General features: G+C 46.1%; 20 protein-coding genes. 12 read left to right on the top strand and 8 right to left on the bottom strand.

Features of this window, described 5'->3' with window-relative positions:
* Positions 1 to 174: 174 nt before the first annotated feature.
* Positions 175 to 1,593 (bottom strand): 30S ribosomal protein S12 methylthiotransferase RimO, encoded by a 1,419-nt coding sequence (gene rimO, locus HQQ92_RS17305; RefSeq protein WP_173247135.1) that lies wholly within the window; start codon positions 1,591 to 1,593, stop codon positions 175 to 177.
* A gap of 417 nt (positions 1,594 to 2,010) precedes the next feature.
* On the opposite strand from rimO, the gene HQQ92_RS17300 reads away from it, so the two are divergent.
* From HQQ92_RS17300 to HQQ92_RS17285, 4 genes are all read left to right on the top strand, one after another.
* Positions 2,011 to 2,724, top strand: coding sequence for an oxidative stress defense protein (locus HQQ92_RS17300; RefSeq protein WP_173247132.1), 714 nt, complete (start codon positions 2,011 to 2,013; stop codon positions 2,722 to 2,724).
* A gap of 206 nt (positions 2,725 to 2,930) precedes the next feature.
* A complete protein-coding gene (locus HQQ92_RS17295) occupies positions 2,931 to 3,707 on the top strand; it encodes an EAL domain-containing protein (RefSeq protein ID WP_173247129.1) in 777 nt (258 codons plus the stop codon).
* A gap of 140 nt (positions 3,708 to 3,847) precedes the next feature.
* Complete coding sequence (locus HQQ92_RS17290; protein ID WP_173247126.1) at positions 3,848 to 4,699, top strand: class I SAM-dependent methyltransferase; 852 nt, start codon at positions 3,848 to 3,850, stop codon at positions 4,697 to 4,699.
* Positions 4,700 to 5,317: 618 nt separating this feature from the next.
* Entirely contained in the window at positions 5,318 to 5,896 is a 579-nt protein-coding gene (locus HQQ92_RS17285; protein WP_105251308.1) for a porin family protein, read from the top strand.
* Between the two features lie 535 nt (positions 5,897 to 6,431).
* On the opposite strand, the gene HQQ92_RS17280 is transcribed toward HQQ92_RS17285, so the two are convergent.
* The 4 genes from HQQ92_RS17280 to HQQ92_RS17265 form a co-directional block, all read right to left on the bottom strand.
* Positions 6,432 to 6,851: a hypothetical protein gene (locus tag HQQ92_RS17280; RefSeq protein ID WP_173247124.1), complete on the bottom strand. Its 420-nt coding sequence runs from the start codon at positions 6,849 to 6,851 to the stop codon at positions 6,432 to 6,434.
* Positions 6,838 to 7,722 carry a hypothetical protein gene (locus tag HQQ92_RS17275; RefSeq protein ID WP_173247122.1) on the bottom strand — a complete coding sequence of 295 codons (885 nt, stop codon included), beginning with the start codon at positions 7,720 to 7,722 and terminating at the stop codon, positions 6,838 to 6,840. The genes HQQ92_RS17280 and HQQ92_RS17275 overlap by 14 nt, the downstream gene beginning before the upstream one ends.
* A gap of 552 nt (positions 7,723 to 8,274) precedes the next feature.
* A complete protein-coding gene (locus HQQ92_RS17270; RefSeq protein ID WP_173247119.1) occupies positions 8,275 to 9,378 on the bottom strand; it encodes a phosphoribosylaminoimidazolesuccinocarboxamide synthase in 1,104 nt (367 codons plus the stop codon).
* The gene (locus tag HQQ92_RS17265) at positions 9,365 to 9,793 is read right to left on the bottom strand and encodes a hypothetical protein (RefSeq protein WP_173247116.1); all 429 of its coding nucleotides are present in this window, start codon (positions 9,791 to 9,793) and stop codon (positions 9,365 to 9,367) included. Before HQQ92_RS17265 ends, HQQ92_RS17270 begins: the two co-directional genes overlap by 14 nt.
* Positions 9,794 to 10,028: 235 nt before the next feature.
* Between HQQ92_RS17265 and HQQ92_RS17260 the strand changes: the two genes are divergently transcribed.
* From HQQ92_RS17260 to nrfD, 5 genes are all read left to right on the top strand, one after another.
* Complete coding sequence (locus HQQ92_RS17260; protein WP_173247113.1) at positions 10,029 to 10,511, top strand: SRPBCC family protein; 483 nt, start codon at positions 10,029 to 10,031, stop codon at positions 10,509 to 10,511.
* Between the two features lie 104 nt (positions 10,512 to 10,615).
* Positions 10,616 to 11,278 carry a pentapeptide repeat-containing protein gene (locus tag HQQ92_RS17255; RefSeq protein WP_173247110.1) on the top strand — a complete coding sequence of 221 codons (663 nt, stop codon included), beginning with the start codon at positions 10,616 to 10,618 and terminating at the stop codon, positions 11,276 to 11,278.
* A gap of 429 nt (positions 11,279 to 11,707) precedes the next feature.
* Positions 11,708 to 13,990 (top strand): thiosulfate reductase PhsA, encoded by a 2,283-nt coding sequence (gene phsA, locus HQQ92_RS17250; protein WP_105251315.1) that lies wholly within the window; start codon positions 11,708 to 11,710, stop codon positions 13,988 to 13,990.
* A 12-nt stretch (positions 13,991 to 14,002) separates the two neighbouring features.
* Positions 14,003 to 14,569 (top strand): 4Fe-4S dicluster domain-containing protein, encoded by a 567-nt coding sequence (locus HQQ92_RS17245; protein WP_105251316.1) that lies wholly within the window; start codon positions 14,003 to 14,005, stop codon positions 14,567 to 14,569.
* 2 nt (positions 14,570 to 14,571) lie between these two features.
* Positions 14,572 to 15,519: an NrfD/PsrC family molybdoenzyme membrane anchor subunit gene (nrfD, locus tag HQQ92_RS17240; RefSeq protein WP_105251317.1), complete on the top strand. Its 948-nt coding sequence runs from the start codon at positions 14,572 to 14,574 to the stop codon at positions 15,517 to 15,519.
* Positions 15,520 to 15,625: 106 nt separating this feature from the next.
* Here the strand turns inward: nrfD and HQQ92_RS17235 are convergent, their stop codons facing one another.
* Positions 15,626 to 16,369 (bottom strand): sulfite exporter TauE/SafE family protein, encoded by a 744-nt coding sequence (locus HQQ92_RS17235; protein WP_173247107.1) that lies wholly within the window; start codon positions 16,367 to 16,369, stop codon positions 15,626 to 15,628.
* A gap of 134 nt (positions 16,370 to 16,503) precedes the next feature.
* Positions 16,504 to 16,818: a met regulon transcriptional regulator MetJ gene (gene metJ, locus HQQ92_RS17230; RefSeq protein ID WP_105251319.1), complete on the bottom strand. Its 315-nt coding sequence runs from the start codon at positions 16,816 to 16,818 to the stop codon at positions 16,504 to 16,506.
* A gap of 212 nt (positions 16,819 to 17,030) precedes the next feature.
* Here metJ and metB point away from each other — a divergent pair, with 212 nt between their 5' ends.
* The 3 genes from metB to metF all read left to right on the top strand — a co-directional run bounded on the left by metB (position 17,031) and on the right by metF (position 21,704).
* Entirely contained in the window at positions 17,031 to 18,194 is a 1,164-nt protein-coding gene (metB, locus tag HQQ92_RS17225; protein ID WP_105251320.1) for a cystathionine gamma-synthase, read from the top strand.
* Between the two features lie 11 nt (positions 18,195 to 18,205).
* On the top strand, positions 18,206 to 20,599 hold the full coding sequence (locus HQQ92_RS17220) for a bifunctional aspartate kinase/homoserine dehydrogenase II (RefSeq protein ID WP_105251321.1): 2,394 nt from the start codon (positions 18,206 to 18,208) through the stop codon (positions 20,597 to 20,599).
* A gap of 217 nt (positions 20,600 to 20,816) precedes the next feature.
* Positions 20,817 to 21,704 (top strand): methylenetetrahydrofolate reductase, encoded by an 888-nt coding sequence (gene metF / locus HQQ92_RS17215; RefSeq protein WP_173247104.1) that lies wholly within the window; start codon positions 20,817 to 20,819, stop codon positions 21,702 to 21,704.
* 56 nt (positions 21,705 to 21,760) lie between these two features.
* Here the strand turns inward: metF and HQQ92_RS17210 are convergent, their stop codons facing one another.
* Positions 21,761 to 23,662 (bottom strand): methyl-accepting chemotaxis protein, encoded by a 1,902-nt coding sequence (locus HQQ92_RS17210; protein ID WP_173248703.1) that lies wholly within the window; start codon positions 23,660 to 23,662, stop codon positions 21,761 to 21,763.
* Positions 23,663 to 23,835: the final 173 nt, after the last annotated feature.

Raw genomic sequence — 23,835 nt, 5'->3', positions numbered from 1 at the left:
AGTGATCCAAGATAATGAAAAGAAACAGTGTGATGAGATAGTGAGGCCAAACAGTGGAGTAAGGATGGTGAAGCATTCGCAGTGTTAATGTTTACGGTGCATCGAATGATAAAAAACAAAAAGCGAACCAGAGGTTCGCTTTTTGAGTCATAGCCTGTCCTCTATCAGAACAGCTTAGTCTTGGGAGTCAGCATCTACCACTTCAGCCCACAGATCGTGTTCATCTGAATGGGTGATGCGGGCACGAACCAACATACCGGGTTCCAGCTCAGTTTCACCATTGATAAACACCATGCCGTCGATTTCAGGTGCATCGGCGAAGCTGCGGCCAATGGCGCCTTCTTCGTCGACATCGTCAATCAGAATATCTAAAGTACGGCCAACGAAACGGGCTAAACGCTCGGCGCTGATCTCGGCTTGGAGTTCCATAAATCTGTGGTATCTGTCTTCTTTAACTTCTTCGCTGATAAGCTCGGCGATAGTGTTGGCGACAGCGCCATCGACTTCAGAATACTTAAAGCAACCTACGCGATCAAGACATGCTTCTTTTAAGAAATCGAGCAGGATTTGGAAATCCTCTTCGGTTTCACCAGGGAAGCCGACGATGAAGGTTGAGCGGATCACTAGATCGGGACAAATTTCACGCCAGCGTTGAATCGCTTCTAACTGACGGTCAACACGGCCTGGACGCTTCATCATCTTGAGAATGCGCGGGCTAGCATGCTGCATTGGAATATCTAAATACGGCAGGATCAAACCTTCCGCCATTAGCGGGATTAAATCGTCAACCCATGGGTAGGGATAGATATAATGCAGACGCACCCAAGCGCCCATTTTACCCAGTTGGCGCGCTAGGCTAGTAATGTCTTGCTTGACTGGCATACCGTTCCAAAAATCGGTACGACCGCCTTTGTCTTTGCCGTAGGCCGAGGTGTCTTGGCTCACAACTAGAATTTCTTGTACGCCTGATTCCACTAAACGCTTAGCTTCATCTAAGATGCTGCCCGCTGGGCGGCTGTCGAGATCGCCACGTAGCGAAGGGATAATGCAGAAAGTACAACGGTTGTCGCAACCTTCTGAAATCTTTAAATAAGCGTAATGCTTAGGCGTTAACTTAACCCCAGTTTGTGGGATTAACGAGGTGAAAGGGTTGTGCTCTGGCTTAGGCACATATTTATGAACGTGCTTCAACACCGCTTCGTAGCTGTGTGGGCCAGTGATTTCTAACACATCTGGGTGCACTTCGCGGATTTGGTTTTCTTTGGCGCCAAGGCAGCCAGTGACGATCACTTTGCCGTTTTCTTCTAAGGCTTCACGCACAGCATCCAGAGATTCTTCCACCGCAGCATCGATAAAGCCGCAGGTATTGACGATAACTAAGTCGGCATTGTCGTAGCTATTAGTGACTTCGTAGCCGTCGATGCGTAACTGAGTCAGAATACGCTCTGAATCCACGAGGTTTTTTGGGCAGCCCAAAGACACGAAACCGATGCGATTCCCAGTGGTAACAGCATTAGTGCTTGCTGCTTCTAATGTTTTGACTGGGATATCAAGCGTGGTCGTTTGCTTGGGTTTAAAAGTTTCAACTGTCATGGTTTCTCGCTGAGGTATAAGCCGCCTTAAAAAAGTTGGCGGATTATACCTGAAGTGATTAAAAGGTACAGTAGCTTTGGCTGAAAAGTGTACAACTGGGGCGCTGAATATGCCAGTTAACCCTAAGGCCTATTTTGGGTGTGGATATAGGAAGACAAGCCAAAGATCCAAGGTCGAACTCATCTGGATAAAAAGCGCTAAACATTTTTCAGAAAAATTAACCCTTTTTAAAATTGGCCGCGTTTATAGGGACAAGAGACAATTTCTTGATGCTGTTACATATTGGCACAAGTATTGGCACTTTTTACTGATAGCCTAAGCGCTAAATAAGCGACACAGTCGTTTTAGCCGTCTCGTTTTGAATATGCGTTCTATTTGAAGTGGTTTAGGTATAAGCACATTATTTTGGAGTAAGTTATGAAAAATTCTCTTTTAGCGGTATTGGTGGCGGGTGGTCTTTTTTCTAGCGCGTTTATGGCGCCAGCGGTACTCGCCGCTGAGGTCGATTTCCCGCATATTGAAACCATGGGTGTGAGTCAAATCCAAGTCGAGCCTGATATGGCGGATGTGAATGTGGAAGTGGCCGTGACCGAAAAAACCGCTAAAGCCGCCAAGGATAATTCCGATGCCGCCGTGGCTAAGTTTATCGCCCGTCTCACCACAGCGGGTGTGACTAAAGATCAGATCCAGAGCGCGAATTTAAATCTTCAACCGCAATATGTGTATGTGGAGGATAAGGCACCTGAGCTGACGGGTTATACTGCCAGTCGCCAAATTACCGTGACGGTAACAGACTTAAGCCGCTTGAACGCTATTTTAGATTCAGCCTTAGAAGAGGGCATGAATCGGGTCAATAACATTGCCCTTAAGTCGAGCAAAGAAGCTGAATACGTCGCCAAGGCACGTCAAGCTGCGATTGTGGATGCCAAACAAAAAGCCGAATCTTTGGCTAAAGGCTTTGGTGAAAATCTCGGTAAGATTTGGCAGATCCGTTATTACGATCAACGCCCTGTGCAACCTGTCATGTTGCGTATGAGCGCTAAAGCCGATGCCATGGGCGCCGCCGAGAGCTATCAGTACGGTCAAGTGAGCATAGAAGATAGAGTTGAAGTGGTTTATAAACTGAAGTAAATCAGTCTGAGGCCTATGGTGATGGATGAAGCTCCTATTGGGATTCATCCATTTTTTTTATGTCGTTTACAATCGTTTTATATTTTTGGAAATAGCATTCTTCACTCTAATATGTGATGGATTTTATTAGGATGATGAACAGTAAAAACTGGCAAATTTAAGTATTTATCCTCACACTAGTAAGGTTAATGTTTAGGAGGCCGTTTATGGATTTTCCCGCTCGAATAAAGCAACAAACTTGCATGGATTGCTTAAGTGGTAAGTCATTAGGATTTGAAATTCGAATGGCATTTCAACCTATTATCCATTGGCCTAGTCGTGAGATTAGCGGTTATGAAGCTCTGGTCAGAGGCCCTGATGGTGAAGGGGCTGCGTGGGTGTTTGAGCGGATTAATGAAAATAATAAATACTATTTTGATCAGGCTTGCCGTGTTAAAGCGATAGAAACCGCTTCAAAGCTGGGACTCGATAAGATGCTCAGTATCAACTTTTTACCTAATGCCGTATATAACCCTGAGACCTGTATCCGCGCGACGATTGAAGCCGCCGACATGTATGGGTTTGATATTCACAAAATCATGTTCGAAGTGACTGAGGGCGAGCAAATTGTCGATCGGGCAAAATTAGTCCGTATCTTCGAGAGCTATGCTAAGCGTGGTTTTATCACGGCAATCGATGATTTTGGCAGTGGTTTTGCTGATTTAAGCTGGCTCGAAGCCCTGCGCCCTCAAGTATTAAAACTTGATATGACCTTGATCCGTGATATCGATCTCGATAGAGAAAAGCAGTTAGCTGTGGATGAAATACTGCGTATTTGTTTAGAGCTTAATACAAGAGTTTTGGCCGAAGGCATTGAGACAGAAGCCGAACTTAATTATCTCGCTGGAATAGGGATTGAGTATTTTCAGGGGTATTATTTTGCCAAACCACAACTCGAATATTTAAGTTCCTATGATGAGCTGAGCTTTCACGCCCCAAAGTAAATGGTTAGGTGGATTGATATCGTTGCACGATTAGAGTGATAACACGTGCTGAGACTCGATGGATAATTCTTTGTTTCTGATATCGGCTAACTGATATATCATGCGCCACCTAAAATTGCCCTTGTTACCTATTCGCTACTATGTCTTCCAACGCGCTCTATACCGATTTATCCGGTTATTACGATTTAATGTGTTCCGATATCAACTACCAGCAACAGAGCGCGAGTATCCATCGTCTGCATCAGTTCCTCGGCAATAATGGTAAGCAACATCTTGATTTAGCCTGTGGCACTGGTCCGCATGTGCGGCATTTTATCGACCTTGGTTATCAGTGCAGTGGCCTTGATATTAATCAGCCTATGCTAGACATGGCCATGCGTCGTTGTCCTGAAGCTCAGTTTAACCTCCAAGATATGACGGCTTTTTATTTAGAAGAGCGCGTCGATTTGATTACCTGTTTTTTATATTCCATCCATTACAGTGCTTGCATCGAACGCCTTAAAAGCTGTATCGCCAGTGTGCATAGCGCACTTAATGACGGTGGGCTGTTTTGTTTTAATACTGTCGATAAGCACAGAATCGATAACACCAGTTCGGTTAAGCATTTTGCCGAGTTTGATGGTAGCCATTTCGCCTTCGAATCCGGCTGGCATTACAGTGGGCAAGGTGAGAAACAGTCATTAAAGTTGAGTATTGCCAAAAGCAGTCAGCCGTTTGCTGAGGTCTCGCCTTTACCTGTCTCTGATATGAAAGGCTTAAGCTCGCTGGAAGCCGGGTTACACGCCGCAGGTTTGCAAGAAGTGGGCTTACAAGAAGTCCACAGTATTGAGCAATGGCAAGACCAACATGCTATGGTCGCTACCAGCTTCACTGAGCTGCAGGAATTGTTAGCGCCCTATTTTGAAGTGCATGTTTTCGAACACGATTATGAAAGAATTGTCCCGTGGGATTTAGCATCAGGTAACGCGCTGTTTGTTTGCGTGAAGATTTGACCTTTTGTTGAAGGTTGGTAACAGAAGGCCTGCTCATAATGTCACTGTTACTCGTTAAATCTCGCTTCTCTTTCAGTCTGTTTTTATTTAAACCCAAATGAAAGTAGTAGACTTCACTCCTGATTTTTCATCAAGAGTCGACCAAAAGGGGAAGGTACCAGTTCCCCTTTTGGATATTCCTTGCCAAATAACGTCCATGCTTAATAATCAGTTCATCATCCATAACTCTTGTTCATAACGCTGCCGCACAGTATTCCCGTTAAAGCTGCTTTGATAAACTTGCTTTAATAAAGAAGCCGCACAATAGAAATGATAATAGAATTAATTGAATGTAATAAAATTGTATGTTTATTTTATTGCCTATGAAATAGTTACAATTTCACAGGAAATAAATACATTAAGACAGAATTAGCACGGCTTTAGTGTAAGTATGAAAAAAAGTTTCATGTGTTTTATAAAAAATAGTTAACTTGAATTTAAAATATTAAAAATAAATATATCGCATTGATAAGTAAGGTTATTGTTTTCATTATGTATTGAACTGAGTGTGGTTTTGCGAGGTTGGCATTATTTTTGTAATGTCCTTAGTGTATTTAAATAATTAACTAGGAGTACTTTATGAAAAATCCCATTCTTACTTTAGCTGCCATTATTTCTTTAGCCTCTTTTAGTGCATATTCTCATGCAGATAACATGAGCAACAGTGATGCCGCAGAAAACGGAATCTATGTCGGCGCTAACTACGGTTATTTAAAAGTCGATGGCGATGATGATTTTGATGATAATAGTGATGTAATGCAGGGCCTTGTTGGTTATAAGTTTAATAAATACCTTGCTCTTGAAGGTAGTTACATTAACTTTGGTGATTATGGTAATGGTTTAGCCAATGCCGAAACCGATGGTTATACGGCAGCCCTTAAAGTCATGCTTCCCATTGCAGACCGAGTAGAGCTATATGCTAAAGGTGGTCAGTTATGGTATTCGACAGATTATGACGTCGTCGGTTTTTCTGGCAATGACGATGGTGAAGGTGTATTCGCCGGCGCCGGTGTGGCATTTAAAGTCACAGATCGATTTTTAATTAATGCTGAGTACACTTGGTATGATGCAGATATTAATGTCGATAGCGTCGCCAATGGCGGAAAAACAGATACAGACTTTAATCAAGCCAGTATCGGTGTTGAATATCGCTTCTAATTATTCGTTGTTAATATTTATAATTTAAATATTAATTATCTAGGTGTGACACGTTAAGTGTCACACCTTTTTTATATTACTAATAAGCCCCTCCGAGTTTTTATTTTTTAAATCAAAGTCAAAATCAACGTCGTGGGGCTTCACCCCACACCCGACCAAAAGGGAAAAAACGCCTATTCCCCTTTTGGAAATCCCCCGGCGTCCCTAGCGAAGTTACATGCATTAGTTAGTGGCTTCGTGCTTATTCGAAAATAGCTAACGCTTCCGATGGCTCCGCTTTACATCCATGTAAAGCACCCCAGTTCGGCAGTCCCTGCCTCTCGCTCATAAGCGCGAAAATCACCGATTTTCATTCGCCCCTTCCCCCTGAAAGCTATGCAGACGTCCTGTTTGCATCACACTATTTTCTTCAACACCCTTCAACACCCTTCAGCAACTTCGCAGGATAAGTTGAACTTCTGGGGTCTTGGAGTCTGCTGTTAAACCTAAAAGAGTTATGCATATCCTATCTTTTAAGCAAATTGCTATACGCACTTTATTGCGCTGTTTGCTCTTTATTAATATGGTAAGCAGCAGAACCATAAATAAAGTGAAATATTGAAGCGACAGCAAATAATATTAGTTGAATAATACCTATATTCTGACTCGGCATGACCAACATCAAAACGTACACAACTATATTGATTGTCAAACCAAGACATACCAAAAAAGTGATGTTAAAGGTTATCCCTGGCATTTTTTTAGACTTACTAGTTGCTGCTAGCGCAGTCGTTAATTTTACAATAAGCTGACCATAAATAATGCTTGATGCAATTGACCAATCTGAAAGTAACAAAAGTTCACTAGTTTGATCTTGTGCAAACTTAACAATTGTAAGAATAACAAATGGCAATATAACAAATAAATACGATGCCATTAAATACATTGCTGCACCCTGTGGCTTACGCTTCATCACTATTGTACTCTAAATCTAAATCTAAATTTTTCTGTAATTCTTCGCTTCTAATTTGGCGTTCTACGTGTAATATTTTGTGATTTGAAAAAGAGAAGCGCTTTGCACCTTTTTCCTTATGGGCTTCATATGACACTAATGCAATAATTGCATCACCTGGGTCTATATGTGCCAATTCTCTATTTTGATATCGCTTGAGCCATTGTTCATCTAATAAGGGGGCTGAAAAAGATTTACATCTTTCAATGCTTTTAAAATCCCACATGGCATCACCAAAAAAAACAGGCTTTTTGATTAACAAAGTCTCTGTCGTTTTTACCTCTCGAAGAATTTCAATAAATAAAGAACTAGGGTCTTTATCAAATCGAATTTTAGTATTTAAATATACAAGATTACTGCATCCAGATTTTATATCAATAGTTTCACCGTCTATTAGTCTTTCTGAAGCTTTCACAAGTTTTTTAACACCTTCGGCTAAGCGTACTCTGTTAATGTTTAACTCATTTGGAAATCTAATGTCTATAGAGCTTTTTACTCTATCTTCTAAGTGTGTAGCTATTTTTTCAATGTCTTCTTCAGAATCTATTTCATCAAGTTCAATCATAGAACCTGCGATATATTCTGGGATTTTACATAGTGTTTTACTGAAGGATTTTATGATTGATGCACAATTTAATACAGCCTTAATAGATCCTTTTTCAACAGCTGATAATTGATAAGAAAAATCAGCTTCAGGATCAATACTGTGGCCTACGACATGCACTAATTCTTCAAAAGCACTTACGTATCCAGCCATCGCGAGAAAGACACGATCTGCGCTACCCGTTGCAGGTTTATAATCTAGTCTAATTTCAAAAATTCCATCTTCTAACATAAATTCCTCGGAAATAGCTGATTACGATTGTGCGTATAACATTTGTATCGTGTGCATGCGCATAATATCACCTCAGACCACTTGGTAAATTTATTCACAAACTACTGATTTAAAATTCGATTTATACAATAGCAAAAATCATTCTGGGTAGAAAGTACGCATGCGCATGATTTCTGCTCGTTTTGTTTAATGCATTGTTCATAACCAGTTGAATATCAAAGATGGGACATGCATATTTTTTTTTAATCATGGTTTTAACGAGCCAGACATTGTTAAATTTCCTGATTGCATGCTTGTTAGAAGGCATACAGATTACTAGATGGGTTGGCGGGATTAAGCATTGGCATGTAAGTGACCGTTGACGGCATGGATGCCGTCGTCGAGCCCTCATGGATGAGTTTATGGCGTGTCACTGGAATGACAGTGCTTAATTATCAGCGGTGTATTGGTTAAGTTTGTGAATGACTTAAACAAAAAGGCGCCTAAGCGCCTTTTCTACTATTCAGTTATGGGTAAACCACCCAAAACCTCAGATTTGATTACAACTTTCTATTACACAATCAGATCATACTCATCTTTGAGTATCTTAATAATATCTGCCTTTGGATTCGCTGGCAGCGGGATTGGAGCGCCAGTCACTTTCTCGGCAACGCCGGTGTAAGTGCGTGACACTTGCATCATGGCCTCAAGTGGCAGGTCATTGTCGCGGGCGAGGGCTTCACGCTCTGGCATTCTGTCTTTGTTGAGCAGCACATCAGGATCAGGGAAATGATTTAGCAGGAACTGGCGGAAACCCTCTTTGGAGTTTTCCAAAATCTTGCCATCGCGGTAGGCGGCGCCGTCCCAAATACGTGATGAGTCTGGGGTGCCGACTTCATCCATATAAATCAGCTTTGAGTTGCCATCTTTGTCGGTCACATAGCCAAACTCGAACTTGGTATCGACAAACACTTGGTCAATGTCGGCCAGTGCTTTTGAAATCACTTTAAAGCCATCTTTTAACAGCTTCTCGTACAGGTCGATATCTTCTAACTTTTCAAAGCCAAAGGCTTGGTAGTTGGCTTCGATATCGCTGCGGCTGATGTTCACGTCATCTTGGGCTGGCACGCCTGGGATGCCGGTTAAAATACCCTTAGTTGATGGGGTGATTAACAGCTCAGGGAGCTTTTGATCTTTCTCTAAGCCTTCTGGCAATGTGATGCCACAGAATACTCGCTCGCCCTTAGAGTAAGCGCGCCACATTGAGCCTGTGATGTACTGGCGGCAAATGGCTTCGACTTTAATGGCGCGGGCTTTTTGGACTATCCATACGAACGGGTGTGGAATATCTAAAATATGGCTGTCGGCTAAACCGTTTTCGGCAAATAGCTTAAACCAATGATTAGAGATGGCATTTAATGCCGCGCCTTTACCGGGAATGCCTTTGAGGCCGCCTTCACCGTGGAAGATGCAGTCGAAGGCCGAGATACGGTCGCTGATCACCATGATGGCGAGCGGGGTATCTTCGGGGACGTTATAACCCTTGGTTTTGATTAAACGGCGGCTGTCGGCATCGGTTAGCCAGTAAACGCTGCGAACCTTGCCGCTGTGGACTGGGCTGTCGGTGCGGATTGGCAAATCGTTATTTACGGCTAATACGGAATCAGCAAGACTCATGACGAGTATTCCTTAGGATAGAGAGTATAGGGATAAGGTTTTTATAAGTGTCGGTTTGCAGATGGACTATGGCGTTAGCAACAGCCAGATTCATTGCAACCGCTTTATTATTCGCACTTAGCTTAGGGCGTAAAGCATTCAGCCAGTTTGCGGGGTTTGATGTTAAATCTTGAACAGCAAAAATTGTAGTTTCGGGCGGTGTTTGAATTGTGTCAGCAGGAGATAATGCAAGGGAGGGAACAAACGCAGGGCAAGGTTGGCACCACAGTGAAAGTGGTCTGCGAAAGCGGGCTGGGCCCGTGCCATTTTGCTCGAAAATGCTAACCATTAATCCGAGAGAACCTTGTTCTAGACTGCCGCGAAAAAGTGGCGTCATTCTACCTTTTTTGACAAAATTTGCCACGGCTATTTGCATCGTTCTTTACACAGCTCTTTACACAGCCATTTATATAGTTTTGTGGTTTGAGTCTAGCGGGCGTAAGGATTTGCAAGGGAATCACGCGCGAACACTCAGTGCTGAGCATCATGGAGGGCTGGTGTTCTGCGGACGAGCTAATGTTGAAGGGCTGTATTTTAGCGCGCTGATGTGCGAGCTTATGACGTAGCTGCAGCCGACAAGAACATCAAGCCAAATATCCAATGGAGGGAATATGAGCACAAGTCAGCATGTACATAATGATAATCAACGAGAGCTAGTATTAGAGCGGATTATCGATGCGCCGCCAGAAAAGCTGTTCCGCGCGTGGACCGAGCCAGAACTCCTTAAAATTTGGTTTACGCCAAGGCCGTGGACTGTGGCTAGCGCGAGCTTAGATGTGCGTGCCGGTGGTTCAAATGTGATCGTGATGCGCAGCCCTGAGGGACAGGATTTCCCGAATCGTGGCGTGTATCTCGAGGTGGTTGAGAATGAGCGCATCGTATTTACCGATGCCTTTACTGAGGCTTGGGTGCCGTCCGATAAAGCCTTTATGACGGCAACCATTACGTTTGAACCTATAGATGGTAAGACCAAGTACACTGCGCGGGTGCTGCATTGGAATAGCGAAGATAGGCAGAATCATGAGGATATGGGGTTTCATCAGGGTTGGTCTAAGGCGACCGATCAGCTTGAGGAACTCATCGCGAGCATTTAGCCGGTGAGTCTCAAGCCTCGTATCAGAGAGTCAATAATAAGCAGTATCTAGCCCAATTGCCCTGCATATTTTATTGCTGGGGATTGGGCAGGATTAGAGGTGTTATGTCGTCACAGAAAGAAGTGCCACAGCTTACACAATCAGTGCTTGCGCCATCGCAACTAGCGCAAAGCGAGGCTTTGCAAGGCAATAGTTTTTTATCAAAACAGTTCAATGGCTTGTCGGAATTAGCACAAGATCTACAGGGCATCGAGTTTGAGGATTGCTGCTTTCAAGATTGCCATTTTAGCGAGAGCACTTTCCGTAAATGCAAGTTTATCGATTGCCGCTTTGTGCGTTGCAACTTAAGTTTAGTGAAAGTGCCCCAGTGTCAGTTCAGCGGGGTGGAGTTTGAAGAATGTAAGTTAGTCGGTATCGATTGGACCCGCGCCGCGTGGTCGCGTTTATCCTTTGCCGCGCCCTTTTCCTTTAAGCAATCCATCTTAAATGATTGCTCATTTTTAGGTTTGTCCCTCGATGAAATTATCATCGAAGAGTGTAAGGCCCACGATGTCGATTTTCGCGAGGGCAGTTTTAATCAAGCCAATTTCACCTACACGGATTTTAGTCATAGTCTGTTTGGCCGAACTCAATTATTGGAGGCGGATTTCAGCGAGGCATCCAATTACGATATCGACATTTTTAACAATAAAATCAAAGGCGCTAAGTTTAGCCGCGACGAAGCGATTCGGCTACTCAACTGCCTCGATATAGAATTAATGGATTAAGGATTATGGTAGGTTTTCGTTCAGCTTTTCACTCAGCATAGTGATGCTCATCCCACGAGTGTTATCGCAATTGATTGAAATGTCAGTTTTCTTCTCAGCCGCCAGTATCCAAAGCTGGCGGCTTTTTCTGTCCGTTTTTTAAGACCTATTGATCTTATTCACGTATTTCAAGGTCAGTCTTAGGTTTTAGTTGCGGTAGATCACACCGAGCTTCCCCATGTGGTTTACCACAATACCCACCTACCTCTTTCGGGATAACAATCTCTGTGGATGAGCAGTGTATTCAGCGTATGCCGTGTATTTTGAAGATATGGTGGCGCTGTTTTAACGCTTTATAACTAAAAAAGTAATCAAATCAGTGAGCAAACCTCTGCTCGATGGCGTCCAATGTGGCGACTGACGGGTGGGATGAGCGTGATGGAGGTAACCATGATTGAGCTTAATAGGCGAACCTTTTTAAAGGGAGCAGGAGCGAGCAGCGCCACGTGTGCGCTGGCCAGTCTGCTGCCGGGCAGCTTAGCGGCATTAGAGAATAAGCAGCTAAAGGGCATGGGCAAAGACATTGCCAGTATTTGTGAAATGTGTTCGACTCGCTGCCCGATTTCGGCGCGGGTGATTGAGGGCAAAAACGTCTTCATTAGTGGCAACAAGGCCGCTAAATCCTTTGGCGGTAAAGTGTGTGCCCGTGGCGGCGCAGGCCATAGTTTATTGTACGATCCACAGCGTATCGTTAAACCGTTAAAGCGGGTCGGTGAGCGCGGCGAAGGTAAATGGGCTGAGATCAGTTGGGATGAAGCTTATAAATTAATTGCTGAAAACCTCAATAAAATCAAAAAAGAACATGGCCCAGAAGCCGTGGCATTCTCGTCAAAATCTGGCTCACAAGAAAAGCATTTGTTTCACCTTGCGACCGCCTTTGGTAGTCCAAATACCTTTACCCACGCGTCGACTTGCCCAGGTGGTTATGAAATTGCCGCTAAGGCTATTTTTGGCACTAAGGTCAAACGTGATTTAAGTAATTCTAAATACATCATTAACTTCGGCCATAACCTGTACGAAGGCATCAATATGTCCGAAACCCGCGGCATGATGGCGGCGCAAATGGACAAAGGTGCCAAGCTGGTGGTGTTCGAGCCAAGATTCTCCATTGTGGCCGACAAGGCCGATGAATGGTATGCCATTCGCCCCGGTACCGACGTGGCCGTCGCCTTGGCGTTATGCCATGTATTGATTGAAGATAATCTTTACGACAAGGCATTTGTCGCGCGTTATGTGGAAGGTTTCGAAGCCTTTGCCGCCGAAGTGAAAGCTTATACCCCTGAATGGGCTGAAACCATCTCCGATGTGCCTGCCAAAGACATCCGTCGTATCGCCCACGAATATGCCGCTAAAGCGCCCCATGCAGTGGTCGATTTTGGTCACAGAGCCACCTTTACCACCGAAGAGTTTGAGATGCGCCGCGCCCTTTACGCCGCTAACGTCTTGATTGGTAACATCGAGCGTAAGGGCGGGATTTATATCGGCCAGAAACCCGGTGATTACAACAAGCTTGCCGGTGAAGCGGTTGCGCCCGTATTGGCAAAACCTGGCGTGAAAGACATGCCAAAACCAGCAGCGAAACGTATCGATCAGGTGGAAGAACAGTACGCCATGATGTGGACATCGGGCGGCGTTTACCAAACTATTCTCGATGCCACATTAAGCGCTGTTCCTTACCAGTTACACGGCTGGGTGATGTCACGCACTAACCCAATGCAAACCATGACAGACAGGGCGCGCGTTGTTGAAGCGATGAAAAAGCTCGACTTTATCGCCGTGTGTGATGTGTATATCAGCGAAACCGCCGCCTATGCGGACGTGATTTTACCTGAGTCGACTTATCTTGAACGTGATGAAGAAATTGCTGATAAGTCAGGTAAAAATCCGGCCTATTATGTGCGCCAACGGGTCGTTGAAACCTTAGGTGATACTAAGCCTTCTTGGCAGATCTTTAAGGATGTGGGTGTGGCTATGGGCCTTGGCGAGTTCTATCCATGGGAAAACATGGAAACCCTGCAAATGCTGCAGGTGAACCGCGACACTGACCTGCTGCGCCGGATCAAAGACGAAGGTTTTGTGAGCTTCGGTAAGCCAATTATGTTGTGCGAGCCTAAGATGGTTGCCGAGTTTATTAAGGCATACCCCAATGCTCGACCTGCCGATGAAGACGGCACTTACGCCAGCGCACTGACCTTTAAAACCCCGAGTGGCAAAATTGAACTCACTTCCGCGAAAGTGGAAGCCATGGCACCGGGCCGTGGGGTGATCAAGTTCCGCGAAGTGAATCTTAAAAAAGCAGATGAGCTGTACTTTATCCAAGGCAAAGTGGCGGTGCACACCAATGGCGCAACCCACAATGTGCCTATGCTCGCTAACCTGATGTCGGATAACGCTGTGTGGGTTCACCCTGTTACTGCGGGTAAGTTAGGGATCAGCAATGGCGACCCAATCCGCCTCACCAGCAGTGTAGGCACCGAAGAAGGCCATGCCTTAGTCACGCCGGGTATTCGCCAAGATACTGTGTTTGCTTACATGGGCTTTGGTTCTAAAAACAAAGAGTTGGTCAGAGCAACGGGCAAAGGTATCCACTGCGGTAACTTACTGCCGCACGTTACTGCTCCTGTGTGTGGCATGACAGTGCACACCACGGGCGTCACGCTGGCAAAGCGCTAATCGGAGGCTTAAATGAATAAACGATATGTAATGGTGCACGACGAGAATAAGTGCATCGGCTGCCAAGCTTGTAACGTGGCGTGTCGCAGTGAAAATGGTGTACCCGAAGGCGTAACTCGTCTGCAAGTGCGTGTGGAAGGCCCCTTTGGTGAGATGCCCAATCTGCATTTCAAATATCACAGGGTATCTTGCCAGCAATGTGAAGATGCACCCTGCGTTAAGGTGTGCCCAACAGGCGCGGCCTATGTGGGTGAAGACGGCATTATCTCTATCCATACCGAGAAGTGTGTCGGCTGTATGTACTGTGTGGCAGCGTGCCCTTATAAAGTGCGCTTTATGAACCCAGAAACCAAGGCGGCGGATAAGTGTAACTTCTGTAAGGATACGCGTTTAGCACGGGGCGAAGAGCCAGCGTGTGTGACTGTGTGTCCAACCGATGCCTTAGTGTTTGGCGATGCCAATGATCCACGCAGTGAAGTGGCCATCATGCTCAACACTAAAATCACTTACCAAGATAAAACCCATTTAGGCACTAAACCTAGGGTATATCGCGTTCCTACCAAAAGAGGGGGGATTTGATTATGAACAATACTTGGGGCGACATGGCGCAATATGATCCTGTCACTTGGCACTGGGTCATCGCCGTTTACCTGTTTATGGCGGGGTTATCCGCGGGCAGTTTATTGATTGGCATTGGTTTACGCTGGGCGAATAAGGAACTCAGCGCGGGAGCTGAAAGCAGCATTCTTAAGGCGGCAGCCATTATTGGGCCTGTAGCAATTAGCTTAGGTCTAGCTTGCTTAGTGTTTGACTTAACCAAACCATTCCACTTTTGGTTGATCTTAATTCACTATAACTTCCAGTCTGTGATGGCAATCGGGGTGCTGGCGCTGCTGGCGTATTCTCCCTTGGCCTTTGCGTACGCCATTATTGTGCTGCGGGATGACTTACCAAAATGGGGTTTGGGTTTCCTAACACCTATCGCTAAGTTACTTATGCCATTTCGAAAGCTGATTGAAGTATTGTTGTTTGTCCTCGCCATTGGCGTAGGGGCTTACACTGGCTTCTTAATTTCGGCGATGAATGCTTATCCTATGCTCAACACTGCGGTACTGCCTGCGCTGTTTTTAGTGTCGGGTTTGTCGGCGGGCGCTGCGGCCAATGCGGTACTGGCGTTGCTGATGTTTAAGACGGACAGCCACGACAAAACCTTAGTGAAGATGCACGGTTTAGAATTGCCTGTGATGGCGATTGAAATTCTGTTCCTGTTCATGTTGTTCTGCGCCTTGTACTTCAAGGGCGGCGCGGCTGCTGCGGCCTTAGCATCGTTAACTTCTGGGCTATGGGCAAGCGTGTTCTGGATAGGTGTTGTCGGAATTGGCTTTGGTATTCCATTGCTGTTTATGCTGTTACCCGCCGCGACTCGCCACACTAAGGGCGCGATGATCATGGTGGCTTGTGCGAGCTTAACGGGTGTACTCGCCTTAAGACACTTTATTGTGTACGCAGGGCAAAGCTATTTAAGCTGAGTGTAAGCTGGCTTTACATATTGATAGATAAAGAAAAAGCACTGGCAATGTCAGTGCTTTTTTATTGTTTGAATCGTGAGAAGGTTTGCCAGTATAAGTAGGACGCTTATTGGGGTAATAACTCGATAACCGACTTCACCGTTAGCACTAAGGCGCTGATACTGCACAGGACTAACGTCGCCATCTTTGTCTTCTCTTTATCGACACGGCCCACTAATCGTCCTGCGACTAAGTAACCTAAAATCACTGAGGGGAGCAGCATCAACGACAGCCACAGATGTTTTAATTCTAATAAGCCTGTGATCGCTAAAATGATCAGTGCAATCATGGAGCTAAAAATGAAGAAGGCCGACAGGGCTGCGCGAAACTGCGAGGCATCTTTGCCTGCCAACAAAATCGCCATCGGTGGGCCACCAATCGCGGCGATATTGCCGAAGATCCCTGAAACCACACCTGCACCGAAGAGGGTTTTCTTATTCACTGGCTGGCTGAATTTATACAGGCTGAGGATCACTGCGACAGTCACAATGGCGGCGATGGATAAACCCAGTATGGGTTGAGGCGCAAACAGCAATAAACTCGCGCCGATAAAACCGCCGGGCACGCGACCTATGAGAGCATATTGCAAGCCATTGAATTCTAAGTGACCGCGTTCACGCACTAAGGTCAGCAGGGCGATGGAGAAACCCATAGCAATAACAGGCGCAGGTACAAGTTGTGGATCGACGATATACAGCAAAGGACTGGCGACAACCGCAAGCCCAAACCCAATAAGACTTTGGGTTAATGCGCCCAGAAACACGACCAGCGAGGCTAAGGCGAGTGTCTGTGGATCTATCATAGAAAACATAGGATTTCCTATATCCCAAACCAACTCAAGATGGTGAAATTTAAAGTTTGAAGTCGCTTGGGTATAAACAAAAAGGGATCGTTAACGATCCCTATTGATGAGCACTGTGATATGACTTTGAAAGCGACGAGTCGCTATTCCATGTCTTCCCACTCGATTCCCATTTGATCCATTAACAACTTGGCTTCAGCGGGAATGCTGTCTGGGTTATCTTTTGACAGATCTTCATCGTTGGGCAATGGCTGGCCAGTGTAGGCGTGCAAAAATGCCTCACACAACAGCTCGCTGTTGGTGGCGTGACGCAAATTATTGACCTGACGACGAGTACGTTCGTCCGTGAGGACCTTAAGCACTTTGAGCGGAATAGACACAGTAATTTTTTTTACTTGTTCATTCTTCTTGCCATGTTCAGCATAGGGGCTGATGTATTCCCCATTCCATTCAGTCATTGACTCACCTGTTATAACGCTAAATTCGGGGCAGATTTTAAACCCTTACAAAGAACAGTCAAATTATTGCTACTATTTCTTTGTGATTGCAAACAGATTTCTTTATGTTCAGACGTCTAAACGTCTTCACGCCTATTGACGATGGCGTTGGGCTTAGGTACATTTAGACGTCCAGACATCTCTATCAGTCTATCGAATTTAGGAGTCCACCCATGGCAGAGCGTCAATTAGCCACACTGGCAGTGCGTCAGGGTATCGAAAGCGATACTCAATATGGTGCAGTTGTGCCACCGATTTATTTGTCGACTAATTACGCCTTCGATGGTCATAAAAATCCCCGCGAATTCGATTACAGTCGTTCAGGCAACCCAACGCGCTGCATTTTAGGCGAAGCATTAGCGCAATTAGAAAAGGGGGCGACTGGCATAGTGACGTGCACTGGCATGGCGGCCATCACCTTAGTGACCACTTTGCTCGGCCCCGATGACCTATTAGTTGTGCCCCATGATTGCTATGGTGGTTCCTACCGTTTATTTACCAACTTGGCGAAGAAAGGCCAGTTTAAGCTCATTGTGGTCGACCAAACCGACAGCCAAGCGTTAGCCGCCGCCATTGCGCAGAATCCTAAGATGGTGTGGCTCGAAACCCCATCGAACCCGTTATTGCGTGTGGTAGATATCGAAGCCATTGCTAAGGCGAGCCATGAGGTCAGCGCGCTGGTGGTGGTCGATAACACTTTTTTATCGCCAATATTGCAACAACCCCTATTGTTAGGCGCGGATATCGTTATCCACTCCACCACTAAATATATCAATGGTCACAGCGATGTGGTCGGCGGCGCTGTGGTCGCCAAAGACGCGCAAATCGGCGAAAGCTTACATTGGTGGTCGAACACTCTAGGCTTAACGGGGTCAGCCTTCGACAGTTATCTGACCCTGCGCGGCCTGCGTACCTTAGCGGTGCGTATTCGCGAGCATCAAGCCAATGCCCAGCGTATTATTGAGGTATTAACCCAAAGCCCTGTGGTGAGCAAAGTCTATTACCCCGGTCTTGCGGATCACCCTGGTCACGCCATTGCGGCCAAGCAACAACAGGGCTTTGGCGCTATGCTGAGTTTTGAGCTCAAAGGCGGTGAGGCCGAAGTGGTGGCCTTTTTAGGTGCACTCAGCTTATTTAGCGTGGCGGAAAGTTTAGGTGGCGTCGAAAGTTTAGTGGCCGTGCCCGCAACTATGACCCACAGAGCCATGGAGCCGCAGGCGCGCTTCGAGGCTGGTATTAAGGACACCCTATTGCGTCTATCGGTGGGTATTGAAGATGCCGCCGATTTAGTTGCAGATATTCAAGCAGGATTAGCCGCCGTTGCGGCTTGTCAGTAGAGGAATAATAGATGGCACGTTGTCACTTACATAAATTTGGTGGCTCCAGTTTAGCGGATGCCGATTGTTATCGCCGAGTCGCCCATATCCTGTTAACCCACGGTCATAGTGATGATCTCGTGGTGGTCTCTGCGGCGGGTAAGAGCACGAATTTCCTGTATAAATTATTAGCGCTGCGTGATGCGGGTCAGCTATGGCAAGAAGAATTACAAGTGCTGATCAGTTACCAACAGGGGTTGATTGAGCAGTTGTTGTCGAATGAACAAGCCCGCGATCTGCGTGAGCGTTTGGCCACTGATAAAGCGCAACTCATCAGCTTGTTGTCCTTAGATGAGCGCAATGAATACCAAATCAACCATGTGGTGAGCTTTGGCGAACGTTGGTCGGCACGTTTAATGGCGGCGCTGCTGCGCGAATCTGGCGTGGCAGCAAGCCATGTGGATGCCTGTTCAATTTTAGTGGCCGATGAAGCCGCTGTGCCACAAATTCGGGTACAGGAATCCCGCGCTAAAGTACAAGCCCTATTAGCTGCACATCCCAATGAACGCTTAGTGATCACAGGATTTATCTGCGCTAACGAGCGTGGCGATACCTTGTTACTTGGTCGTAATGGTTCAGATTTTAGTGCCAGCCTGATTGCTAGTCTCGCCGATATCGAGCGCGTGACTATTTGGACCGATGTGGAAGGGGTGTTCAACGCCGATCCTAATAAAATCAACGATGCCAAGTTACTGAAAAGCATGTCACTTGCCGAAGCCGATCGCCTCGCGCGTTTAGGCTCGCCAGTATTACATTCGCGCACTCTGCAGCCTTTGTTTAATACCGAAGTGAGTTTAGCGGTACGCTCAAGTTATGCATCCCACACCGACTTTACCTTGATCGCGCCCCACAGTTCGTCGGCGAGCGCGCCTGTGGTGACTAACCTCAATGCTGTTGTCCTGTTCGGCTTTAAACTCACAGGGGAGTTAACTCGTTTATTAGATTTATTGATTGCCGCGGGTTTAACGCCATTGGCCCATTGGACCTCTGCCCATCAAAGGGTTGAACTTGCCTATACCGCTGAGAATCAAAAACAAGTTCAAAGATTACTCGATGCCGAGGCAGAAGCATTAGGGATCAGCGAGCAGCAGATCAACACAGATTTTGGTTTAGTTGCATTAGTAAGTGCCGACGCCGAACATTATCGCCGCAGCTTCGCCCGTTTACTGAGCCGTGATGCTAAACCTTTGTTCAGTGGCGATTTAAGTTTAGTGACGTTAGTGCCCCAGTCACAGGTGAATCTGTTAACCCAAAAAGTCCACCGTCGCTGCGCTGGCCCGCGTAAACGCATTGGCGTCCTGCTGCTCGGTGTGGGTAATATCGGTGAGGCTTGGATCGATCTGTTTAAGTCGGTTTCACCCTCACTAGACCATGAACTCGAAGCCAGTGTTGAGTTAGTCGGTTTAGTCAGTTCGAGTAAAGCCTTGATTAAATCAACTGGGATTAATCTTGCCGCGTGGCAAACAGAGTTTAATACTGAAGCAACGCCTTGGCAGTATGAACATTTATTCGAGCAATTAGAGCAAGTTAATTGCGATGAGCTGGTGGCCTTAGATATCAGTGCCAGCGCCAGTTTGACGCTGCAATATCCAGAACTGTTCGAGCGTGGCATCCATGTGGTGAGCGCGAATAAACTTGCGGGCTCGGGTCCACTGCCTTTCTATCGAGAGTTAAAGCAGCAACTGGGTAATCGTCGTTTGTTTTGGCGCTATAACGCCAGCTGTGGCGCTGGTTTACCTATCCAACATGCGCTAAATGATCTGCGTAACAGCGGTGATAGCGTTGAAGCGGTGGGCGGGATTTTCTCCGGCACCTTGTGTTGGTTGTTTGAGAAATACGATACTAGTAAGCCATTTTCAGAATTAGTGATTGAAGCCAGAGGCTTAGGTATTACTGAACCCGATCCCCGCGACGATCTCTCCGGCCGTGATATGCAGCGTAAACTGCTTATCTTAGCCCGTGAGATTGGCCTTGAAATCGAGCTTGAAGATATTGAGCTGCGCTCACTCGTACCAGCCGCTTTGGCGGATATTCCCTTAGATCAATTTCTCACCCGCATTGCCGAGTTAGATGCCGATCTGCTGCAACAGTATGGTGCGGCGGCGGAGCAAAATAAGGTGCTCAGATATGTGGCATCCTTAGACAACAGCGGCCCAGAGCTCAAGGCCGAAGTGGGTTTGCAGTGGATTGATACCCATCACCCTTACGCCAACTTAACCCCTGGTGATAATGTGTTTGTGATCCGCAGTGTCTTCTACCAAGGTAATCCGCTGATCATCCGTGGACCGGGCGCTGGACGCGAAGTGACAGCGGCGGCAGTGCAGTCGGATCTGACTCAGATCTGTCGCGATCTGCTGCAGGAATAACGCGATATCAAGCCTCTTAAAGGACTCATTCGAGTCCTTTTTTATTGGCTAGAATAAATCTATCGAATTAACCGAGATTAAATGCGGTTTATGGGTATTTTTGGGCTTGACTTACATCTCAGTTTCTCTAGTATATGGACATATAGACGTCCAAACGTCCATTTGAAATAATTCATACTAGCAAAGAGTAGCGCCAAGGGCGGTTGAGGAAATACACATGGCTTTTCATCACGCACAACATTCACAATCGCTGAACCAGAGCTTGTCTGAGCTTAATGGCGATATTAATGTTTCTTTTGAGTTTTTCCCGCCATCGACCCCCGAAATGGAACAGATACTGTGGAACTCTATTCGTCGTTTAGAGCCGCTTAACCCTAAGTTTGTGTCTGTGACTTACGGTGCTAACTCAGGCGTGCGCGACCGCACCCACGGCGTGATTGAACGTATCCAACAGGAAACTGACCTCGTTGCCGCGCCGCACTTAACCTTAGTGGATGCCAGCGATGAAGAGCTGTTAGAACTGGCTAAGCATTATTGGAAATCGGGCATTCGTGACATAGTGGCACTGCGTGGTGATTTGCCAGCAGGCAGCCCCAAGCCCACTCGTTTTGCGGCGGATTTAGTGCGTTTGCTGCGCTCTGTGGCTGACTTTGATATTTCCGTTGCGGCCTATCCAGAAGTGCATCCCGATGCGAGCAATGCACAGGCGGATTTGATCAACCTTAAGCGTAAGATTGATGCGGGTGCGAGCCGTGCCATTACCCAGTTTTTCTTCGATGTGGAATCTTACCTGCGTTTTCGTGATCGCTGCGTTGCCGCCGGTATCGACGTTGAAATTGTGCCGGGCATTTTACCTGTGACTAACTTTACCCAGCTAAAACGTTTCGCGGGCATGACCAATGTGTCGTTACCGAATTGGTTACATAAGCAATTCGACGGCCTAGAAAACGATGCGGGTACACGCCAATTGGTGGGGGCAAACGTGGCCATCGACATGGTGAAAGTGCTGTCCCGCGAAGGTGTGAAGGATTTCCATTTTTACACCTTAAATCGCGCCGAATTGACCTACGCGATTTGCCACACTTTAGGCGTGCGTCCTAAATAAAACCTTATAAAATAAACTAATAAAAACGCCGCAGAGAATGCGGCGTTTTGTTTTGCTTAAATTCTAAATTGAGCTAATAAAGTTGTTAAACGGGCTGCGAGTTGGGCAAGTTCATCGCCAGCGCGTGCAGTTTGTACCGCACTATCTGTCGCATTGGTCGCAATATCATTGATGTTATTAACATTTTTATTAATCTCTGCCGAAACCGCACATTGCTCATTTGCAGCGCTGGCGATCTGGATATTCATCTGGCTAATGGTGGAAACCGCATGGGTAATGGCTTCGAGTGCTTCACCCGCTTGGTGAACTTGGGATACACAGCTTTGGGTGGTGCGGGTGCTGGTTTCCATCGCATTGACTGTAGACTTAGCTTTATGCTGAAGCGCTTCGATCATCTGCTGAATTTCCGTCGTAGATGCTTGAGTGCGGCTCGCCAGAGTGCGTACTTCATCGGCAACGACCGCAAATCCTCGACCTTGTTCTCCCGCCCTTGCGGCTTCAATTGCCGCATTGAGTGCGAGTAAATTAGTTTGGTCGGCAATATTACGGATAACCACAAGCACAGAATCGATTTCAGCGGTATTACGCTCTAATTCATTGATTTCACTCGCTGCTGTGGCTATTTCCTCGGCCAATATGGCGATAGTGGTTACCACTTTTTGTACAACCAATTTGCCTTGTTCGGTTGAGTCATTGGCATGATTGGCGGCATCGGCCGCATCGGTCGCGTTATGGGCAACTTCTTGAACCGTTGCGGCCATTTCATTCATTGCGGTGGCAACTTGCTCGGTTTCGAGGTGCTGACGACTCGCCATCTTCTGGGTTTCCCGCGTAATGCTCGACATTTCTTCAGCAGAGGTGGCGAGCAGGCTTGTTGAGTCGGCGACGTGGGAAACTGTGTTGTGAATTTTTTCTACAAAGCGGTTGAATGCCATCGATAATTCAGCAATTTCATCCTTACCTTTTACCGCGATTCGGCGGGTTAAATCGCCTTCACCTTCAGCGATATCATTCATGGCTTGGGTGGTTTCAGCGATAGGGCGAGTAATCCCTTTGGCAATAAACCAAGCAATGGCGGTTCCAATGACCAGAGCTACTAAACCGATAAGGATCAACTTAAGGCGAATATCCGCTATCGCTTGTTCTGAATGGGTTCTATCCATCGCAATATCGAGTACGCCAAACACGTTTCCTGAATAATCTTTTATGGCGTGGCGATACAGGGCGTAGGTTTTGTTATTTAAGGAAATAGTGCGTATGACTTCATGGCCTTGCATGACGTTATTGAGTTCATCTGCCGCTTGGGTATCAGGCGTGAATGTAGCGCCAAATAACTTGTACCCTGAACCATCTGGCAAGATGAGGGCAATTTCTGCTTGATAGGCTTGTTTAAAATTATCAAAAAAGGGTTGACCGAAGGACATGCCAAACTCAACTGATCCTGTGTGTTGTCCGTTGTAACTCATTGGAACTAAACCACGAATACCTAATCCTTCCACTCCATATTCCAAGCCATAAAGAGGGCGCTTTTGGCTATTTGTTTCAACTATGGTCTTGCGTATGCTGGTGAGATCATCGCCAAATTTTTCGGGACGATGCAAGCGTAGAAAAGAAGTGGCAGGTGGCCTATGAAATTGGAATTGCTGAACCGCAAAATCGCGCTTAAGTTGGGTGAATATAGGTAAGGTACGGGTGGTGAGTTCATCACGCTCGCCTGTTGCAAAGGTGCTTTGAACTTCTGGTGTGAGTGAGATGATGGTTGCCATTGCTTCGGCTAATTTGCCCGATGAGGCTATCTCGGCAACAGCGGTTTCATAGATCTTATGGAGTTCTCTTTGCTCGGATTCTGCAACTTGGCGACTGAATTCAGAGAGAACGAGCGGCATGATAAAGCTCATTACTGTTAACAGTAATAGACAGATCCCAATAACGATCCTCGTACTAATTTTTAGATTTATCAAAACAGCCTCCAATTCATGTGCAAATCAACTCAATTTATCCGTTTGATATTATAGAGATACAACTTGATAAGATTTGAGAGGGCGCGAACCTTTTTAAGTTATTTATTCCCTCTTACGCTCGTTTCGTGCCCTTGGACACAGATCTATTTGGGGCCTAAATATTTACTTAG

It is taken from the genome of Shewanella sp. DC2-4 (assembly GCF_013248875.1).
Classification (GTDB): domain Bacteria; phylum Pseudomonadota; class Gammaproteobacteria; order Enterobacterales; family Shewanellaceae; genus Shewanella; species Shewanella oncorhynchi.
Note: the sequence above shows the minus strand (reverse complement) of the source record. Positions and strands in the feature narration are given on the sequence as shown.

What these genes read in the sequence shown, in the direction of transcription:
- nrfD (WP_105251317.1), top strand. Translation starts at nt 14,572, where the DNA reads ATGAACAATACTTGGGGCGACATGGCGCAATATGATCCTGTCACTTGG.
- HQQ92_RS17265 (WP_173247116.1), bottom strand. Translation starts at nt 9,793, where the DNA reads ATGCAAATAGCCGTGGCAAATTTTGTCAAAAAAGGTAGAATGACGCCA.
- HQQ92_RS17245 (WP_105251316.1), top strand. Translation starts at nt 14,003, where the DNA reads ATGAATAAACGATATGTAATGGTGCACGACGAGAATAAGTGCATCGGC.
- metJ (WP_105251319.1), bottom strand. Translation starts at nt 16,818, where the DNA reads ATGACTGAATGGAATGGGGAATACATCAGCCCCTATGCTGAACATGGC.
- HQQ92_RS17285 (WP_105251308.1), top strand. Translation starts at nt 5,318, where the DNA reads ATGAAAAATCCCATTCTTACTTTAGCTGCCATTATTTCTTTAGCCTCT.
- HQQ92_RS17295 (WP_173247129.1), top strand. Translation starts at nt 2,931, where the DNA reads ATGGATTTTCCCGCTCGAATAAAGCAACAAACTTGCATGGATTGCTTA.
- HQQ92_RS17255 (WP_173247110.1), top strand. Translation starts at nt 10,616, where the DNA reads ATGTCGTCACAGAAAGAAGTGCCACAGCTTACACAATCAGTGCTTGCG.
- HQQ92_RS17300 (WP_173247132.1), top strand. Translation starts at nt 2,011, where the DNA reads ATGAAAAATTCTCTTTTAGCGGTATTGGTGGCGGGTGGTCTTTTTTCT.
- metB (WP_105251320.1), top strand. Translation starts at nt 17,031, where the DNA reads ATGGCAGAGCGTCAATTAGCCACACTGGCAGTGCGTCAGGGTATCGAA.
- phsA (WP_105251315.1), top strand. Translation starts at nt 11,708, where the DNA reads ATGATTGAGCTTAATAGGCGAACCTTTTTAAAGGGAGCAGGAGCGAGC.
- HQQ92_RS17290 (WP_173247126.1), top strand. Translation starts at nt 3,848, where the DNA reads ATGTCTTCCAACGCGCTCTATACCGATTTATCCGGTTATTACGATTTA.
- HQQ92_RS17270 (WP_173247119.1), bottom strand. Translation starts at nt 9,378, where the DNA reads ATGAGTCTTGCTGATTCCGTATTAGCCGTAAATAACGATTTGCCAATC.
- HQQ92_RS17235 (WP_173247107.1), bottom strand. Translation starts at nt 16,369, where the DNA reads ATGTTTTCTATGATAGATCCACAGACACTCGCCTTAGCCTCGCTGGTC.
- HQQ92_RS17275 (WP_173247122.1), bottom strand. Translation starts at nt 7,722, where the DNA reads ATGTTAGAAGATGGAATTTTTGAAATTAGACTAGATTATAAACCTGCA.
- HQQ92_RS17260 (WP_173247113.1), top strand. Translation starts at nt 10,029, where the DNA reads ATGAGCACAAGTCAGCATGTACATAATGATAATCAACGAGAGCTAGTA.
- HQQ92_RS17220 (WP_105251321.1), top strand. Translation starts at nt 18,206, where the DNA reads ATGGCACGTTGTCACTTACATAAATTTGGTGGCTCCAGTTTAGCGGAT.
- metF (WP_173247104.1), top strand. Translation starts at nt 20,817, where the DNA reads ATGGCTTTTCATCACGCACAACATTCACAATCGCTGAACCAGAGCTTG.
- rimO (WP_173247135.1), bottom strand. Translation starts at nt 1,593, where the DNA reads ATGACAGTTGAAACTTTTAAACCCAAGCAAACGACCACGCTTGATATC.